This is a genomic window from Flexilinea flocculi, from assembly GCF_001192795.1.
Lineage (GTDB): Bacteria > Chloroflexota > Anaerolineae > Anaerolineales > Anaerolineaceae > Flexilinea > Flexilinea flocculi.
In genome coordinates this window covers 248793-255058 of sequence record NZ_DF968179.1, presented here as the reverse complement: position 1 = coordinate 255058, position 6266 = coordinate 248793, and the positions used below count along the sequence as shown (strand labels likewise).

The following is a 6266-nucleotide window of genomic DNA, read 5'->3' as shown; positions in this document are numbered from 1 at the left end:
CCTGGGTTTTCTTTACGGCATCGCTCTTTCGCATAACGGCAGCGTGGTTCAAACGGGCAATAAGATGGTTTCTCAAGTAATATGGGAGGAAGTCCGTCAATTGAAGTCAAACGCCGGTATTCTGTCTCATCCATTCGCGGTAAACTACCTAATAAACCGATGGTGTACGGATGTTGCGGATTTTTATAAATATCCTTGACTGGCGCAGTCTCAATAATATGCCCGCCGTACATAACATTTACACGGTCTGCCAGACCGGCGATAATTCCCAGATCATGGGTAATCCAAATAATGGCCATGCCTAATTCGTCCCGCAGACGTTTGACCAGTTCAATAATCTGAGCTTGAATCGTCACATCCAGCGCAGTGGTTGGTTCATCCGCAATTAAAATCTGCGGTTCGCAAATTAATCCCATTGCGATCATTGCACGCTGCCGCATCCCGCCTGAGAATTGATGCGGGTAATCCGATAATCGTTCGCGCGCATTCGGAATTCCAACCAGCTCCAAATATTTGACGGCGCGATCCAAAGCTTCTTTTTTCCCGGCTTTGTGATGAACGCGGTATGGCTCTGCAACCTGGTCACCGATCGTCAGAACCGGATTGAAGGAAGTCATCGGATCTTGAAAGACAACGCTGATCTTCGCTCCACGAATATTGCGGATTTGCTCGTCATTCATGGTCAATAAATCGTTTCCTTCAAAGAGCGCCTTCCCCGCAACTACTTTGCCCGGGGGGCTCGGAATCAACCGCAGCATAGACATCATGGAAACACTTTTTCCACATCCGCTTTCACCAACGATTCCCAGCGTTTCGCCTTCCTTTAAATTAAAAGAAACTCCATTTACAGCATGTATGACGCCCTCTCGAGTTTGAAAATGCGTCTCGAGGCCTTCAACTTTTAATAATTCGGCCATGAAACTCTTCCTTTGATGTTAATTTTCGGGAAATTTTTTTATAGATAATGACATTGATCATCATTGAAGTCAAGATTTTTCATTTAGTATTTTATCATTCTATAATAGAATTATCGTAAAAGTATAAATGTGGGTTTTCAAATTGTCAATTCTTAAGAATCATTGTATGACAAAATCAACCGAAAGCGCAGAACATCCGACAAATCCCAGTTAATCTTAAGAAACTATCAGGATTATGCAACATATTCCTGAATTTTTTTCAAGGGCTTTTTTTTCTTAAGGTTATTCTAAAAAATTACCAGACAGTAATTTGAAATATTAGAAGGACAAATTCTTTTTTTCTCGGTTGATCCCAAAGGCAGGTTTGTACTTCAAATTTCCTTCGAAAAAGCCATTCCATAATATCGACGTATACAGTATAGTATCAGGATACAATTTTTTTTACAAGATATCAGCAATTCGAAATATGAAAAGTATCCTTGTTGTTCTCATTATTCGAAAGGTTAATCCGTATTTTGAATTGCTGGAGTTCCTCCGGCATGTCCAATCAAGAAGGAGAGAGAATGCGTTTTAGAATCCATCGACAGGATAATTCTGTAGTTGCAATCATCGAAAGCAACGAGCTTTTGTTAACCGATGTTCAAACCGCTTTGCAGTTCCTTTCAGATGTCTATGAAGAAACAGGCTGCAGCAAGATAATCATTAAAAAAGAATCCATCCCTGAAGCATTTTTTGATCTGAAAACAAAGCTGGCAGGGGAAATTTTACAAAAATTCGTCAATTATCAAACAAAGCTTGCTATAGTCGGCGATTTTCAATCCATTACCAGTAAAAGTCTGCATGATTTTATCTATGAGAGCAACAAAGGACATGATTTTTGCTTCGTCGCTACGGAAGAAGAAGCGCTTACCAGACTTCACCGTTGGTAAGGGAAAGGGTCTTTTGAATTCGAATTCTTCTCATATTTCGGATCGTTGATTCCGACATCAAGTTTTCGTGATCGATTCGAAAGTTTGGTTATCGTTCGAATTACGCATATTTCAAAATACTTTTCGAACGGACAATCCTTGACAGATCGAACACAAACCATTTATACTGATAATACCCCTCTATGGTGGGGTATTAAGGAAGTGAACTATGAGAAAACAAAAATTTGACATCGCGGGAATGTCGTGCGCGGCTTGCGCGGTAACCATTGAAAAAAAAGTCAATGCGCTAAACGGTGTCGCGAAAGCGGAAGTTTCTCTCTTAACAAACAGCATGACGGTAGAATTCAATCCATCACTTTCCAATGAAAAAATAATCATTCAATCGGTGGAAAAAGCCGGATATCAGGCAGCAATACAGAATAATCCGACTGTTCATCAAACCATGAATCCAAATAATGTTATGGATGATGAAGTATTCACCATGAAAAAACGATTGATCGTTTCTTTCGCGTTTCTAATTCCGCTCCTTTATCTTTCCATGGGACATATGCTGCACTTCCCGCTGCCTTCCTGGTTACATGGGCAGGAAAATGCCATCCCCTTTTCTTTTACTCAGTTTTTATTGACATTGCCAATTGTCTATATCAATCGGAAATTCTTCACCAATGGCTTTAAAGCGTTGATGCATCGCTCGCCGAATATGGATTCGTTGATTGCAATTGGGTCATCAGCTGCTTTAATCTATAGTGTCTATGCCATCTATAAAATCGGTTGGGGGCTTGGCCATAATGATCCGGTTATGATCAATATGTTTGCGATGAATCTCTATTTTGAATCGGCGGCAACAATCTTGTCTTTAGTCACAACAGGAAAATATCTTGAAACCCGATCCAAGAAAAAAACATCCGATGCGATCACGAAGTTAATCGATCTTGTGCCCAAAACGGCATCTGTGATCAGGGATGGTATCGAAATGATCATACCGGCAGACGATGTCCGCGTAGGAGATATGGTCATTATTCGTCCTGGTCAAAAAATTCCAGTTGATGGAACCGTGATCGAGGGTTATTCCTCCATTGATCAATCCGCAATAACGGGAGAAAGCATTCCCATCGTAAAAAAGCCAGGCGATAAAGTGATTACCGGTACGATGAACCAATCCGGATCGATTTCATTTCGAGCAGACCGCATCGGAAAAGATACAACTTTGTCGCAAATTATTGAACTGGTCGAAAACGCCAACACAACCAAAGCGCCTATAGCAAAAATTGCTGACAAAATAAGCGCTGTCTTTGTACCGATTGTAATTTTCATTGCCGTCGTCTCTGCTTTATCATGGTTGTTACTAGGAAAAAGTTTTGAGTTTGCATTAACAACAGCAATCTCCGTGTTGGTCATATCCTGCCCATGCGCTTTAGGTCTTGCAACACCAGTTGCCATCATGGTCGGAACTGGAAAAGGAGCATCCAACGGTATTTTAATTAAAAGCGGAGAAGCGTTAGAAATTACTCACAAGATTCAAACTGTCGTATTGGATAAAACCGGAACCATTACAGAAGGGAAACCCAAAGTTACAGATATCTTTCCATCAGGAAATTATACCGATCTGGAATTACTGACAATTGCGGCATCTTTGGAAAAGCTGTCTGAACATCCGCTTGCTGATGCAATTCTTCAAAAAGCAGATGAATTGAGTATCCTTATAAAAAAAGCTACTGATTTTCAAGCGATTCCAGGACAGGGAGTCTCTGCCTGGATTGATGGAATCCAATATTTTGCGGGCAATCAAAGATTTATGGAAACGCAATCGATTTCTCTATCAACTCATTCTGAATTGGATAAAATTTTGTCGGATAAAGGGAAATCACTGCTCTTTTTTGCAGAAGGGAAAAACCTGATCGGTTCCATTGCTGTTGCAGATACGATCAAATCAGGAAGCAAAGAAGCGATAGACCAGTTCAAAAAGATGGGAATTCATGTCGTGATGTTAACCGGGGACAATCGATATACAGCCGAAGCAATCCGAAAGCAGCTTGCGATCGATGAAGTTGTTGCAGAAGTTCTGCCCCAGGGAAAAGACGAAGTGATTCGCAAGCTTCAGGATTCAGGTAAAAAAGTTGCTATGATCGGTGACGGTATCAACGATGCCCCGGCACTTGCAAGAGCTGATGTTGGTATTGCAATAGGTGCGGGAACTGACATAGCGATTGAATCCGCTGATATTGTGCTGATTAAAAACAGCTTATTGGATGCGGTAACCGCGATTCATCTCAGCAGATCTGTGATTAAAAATATTAAAGAGAATCTTTTTTGGGCATTCTTCTACAATATCATCGGAATTCCACTGGCAGCCGGATTATTCTATCCGCTAACCGGTTGGACTCTCAATCCGATGTTTGCAGCCGCCGCGATGAGCCTCAGTTCTTTAACTGTAGTCTCCAACGCTTTGCGTCTACGATTTTTCCGGCCTCAGACAGAAAATCATTTTAAAAGTGATTTCTCCAACGATTCAGTTAAAAAAGAGGAAAAGAGAATGATAAGAAAAACGATCCAAATTGACGGAATGTCATGTGCACATTGTAAAGCAAGAGTTGAAAATGCACTTCAAAAAGTGGACGGCGTCAGCAGTGTTGTTGTGGATCTTGAAACAAAAAGCGCTGACTTAGAGTTATCCAAAGCAGTGGATAACAAAATTTTAACAGATGCGATTACCGATGCAGGTTATGAACCCTGCAATATTACTGAGGGATAACAGCGATTCGATATACGGACATTCTTATTAAATATTCAGAAAAAGTTTGTTATGTTGTTTTTGGTCTTCGACCAAAAACAACATAAAATCAAGTAATTCTTTCCATATTTGGAATTGTTGGAGGGAAAACTGAATGGTTGCGGATAAAAAGAAAATTTTAAGATTACTGAAAACTGCCCGAGGACAAATTGACGGGCTGATAAAAATGGTTGAAGAGGATCGATATTGTATTGACATTTCGAACCAATTGCTGGCATCACAAGCTATTCTGCGCGCAGCAGACAAAGAAATTATTCATGCGCATTTAAAGGGCTGTGTTAAAGATGCGTTTGAAAAAGCAGATGAAACGGAGAAACAACAAAAAATTGAAGAGATCATTCAAATAATCGACAAAATGGCCAAGTAGATTAGATATCCAAATTTCGAATCACTGATGATCAGATCATGAATATTCAACAATTCGAAATATGGTGAGGATTCTTTATTGTCACGACACTTATGCGGGAAGCGCAAAAGCATCATAACAATCAGTTTTTTTTCGCTTGATTTGAATAACGAGTACATACTTCAAATTATAGATGAATACCTCAAACACGTATGATATAACGAGTTTGAAGCAACACCGATCTTTTTAGTCCTTGTTCTATTTATAATTACAAAAATTACATAACAGTGAACAGTGGCAATAATTCGAAATATGAAAAGAATAACAATTTTTCTTTCTTAATTCGAAAAGTCAATCCATATTTTGAATTGTTTGAACGGTGAATTATGAATATATCGGAATTATTTAAAATTAAAAAAGTAGTCTTTTCTTTAGAAATCTTTCCACCAAAAAAAGATAACTCGGTGAATGTAATCTACAACACATTGTTAAAGCTGCGAGGATTGCCAGTGGATTTCATGAGTGTTACCTATGGATCGGGCGGTAACATTTCACAACGCGAAAAGACCTGTGAAATTGCTTCTCTAATCCGGTCGGCTTATCATATCGAACCGGTAGCTCATCTGACATGCGTAAATTCAGATGAAGAAGAGATTCGAGAGACATTAAAAAAACTGAAAGAGAACCAGATTCTGAACATACTGGCATTACGGGGCGATATCAATCCGGATGTTCCTCCGAAAAAGGTTTTCCAGCATGCCAGTGATCTTGTTCGATTTATTCAAGAAACTGATCCGGATTTTAATATCATTGGAGCGTGTTACCCGGAATGTCATTACGAGAGTAATTCGATTGAAGAGGATATCCAAAATTTGAAGAAAAAGATCGATCATGGCGTTACGCATTTGATCACACAACTTTTTTTTGACAATCGCAATTTCTATTCCTTTCTGGAAAAAGTCCGCCAGACCGGCATTACAGTTCCGATTGAAGCAGGAATTATGCCGATTGTCAATAAAAATCAAATTGAACGGATCGTCAGCATGTGCGGCGCCAGTGTCCCCGCGAAATTAGCAAAAATTATTAATCGATACGCAGATAATCCGACGGCTCTCAAAGATGCCGGAATTTTTTATGCAACTGAACAGATTATGGATCTAATTGAAAACGGCGTTCAGGGGATCCATTTATACACCATGAACAATGTTGAAACAGCAGCGCGCATCAGCGATAATATTCAGAATATCATTGCAGCTGAAAACGACAAATCAGGAATCCAATAA

General features: G+C 39.7%; 5 protein-coding genes. 4 read left to right on the top strand and 1 reads right to left on the bottom strand.

Annotated features, from left to right (window positions below):
• Positions 1-917: ABC transporter ATP-binding protein (locus ATC1_RS01085; protein ID WP_062277291.1), on the bottom strand; the 917-nt coding region annotated here is incomplete at its 3' end.
• Positions 918-1480: 563 nt separating this feature from the next.
• Here ATC1_RS01085 and ATC1_RS01080 point away from each other — a divergent pair.
• The 4 genes from ATC1_RS01080 (at position 1481) to metF (ending at position 6266) form a co-directional block, all read left to right on the top strand.
• On the top strand, positions 1481-1846 hold the full coding sequence (locus tag ATC1_RS01080) for a DUF4180 domain-containing protein (RefSeq protein WP_062277288.1): 366 nt from the start codon (positions 1481-1483) through the stop codon (positions 1844-1846).
• 208 nt (positions 1847-2054) lie between these two features.
• Entirely contained in the window at positions 2055-4598 is a 2544-nt protein-coding gene (locus tag ATC1_RS01075; RefSeq protein WP_062277284.1) for a heavy metal translocating P-type ATPase, read from the top strand.
• Between the two features lie 133 nt (positions 4599-4731).
• Complete coding sequence (locus ATC1_RS01070) at positions 4732-5004, top strand: metal-sensing transcriptional repressor (protein WP_062277282.1); 273 nt, start codon at positions 4732-4734, stop codon at positions 5002-5004.
• A gap of 365 nt (positions 5005-5369) precedes the next feature.
• Entirely contained in the window at positions 5370-6266 is an 897-nt protein-coding gene (metF, locus tag ATC1_RS01065) for a methylenetetrahydrofolate reductase [NAD(P)H] (protein ID WP_062277280.1), read from the top strand.

What these genes read in the sequence shown, in the direction of transcription:
- ATC1_RS01070 (WP_062277282.1), top strand. Translation starts at nt 4,732, where the DNA reads ATGGTTGCGGATAAAAAGAAAATTTTAAGATTACTGAAAACTGCCCGA.
- ATC1_RS01075 (WP_062277284.1), top strand. Translation starts at nt 2,055, where the DNA reads ATGAGAAAACAAAAATTTGACATCGCGGGAATGTCGTGCGCGGCTTGC.
- ATC1_RS01080 (WP_062277288.1), top strand. Translation starts at nt 1,481, where the DNA reads ATGCGTTTTAGAATCCATCGACAGGATAATTCTGTAGTTGCAATCATC.
- metF (WP_062277280.1), top strand. Translation starts at nt 5,370, where the DNA reads ATGAATATATCGGAATTATTTAAAATTAAAAAAGTAGTCTTTTCTTTA.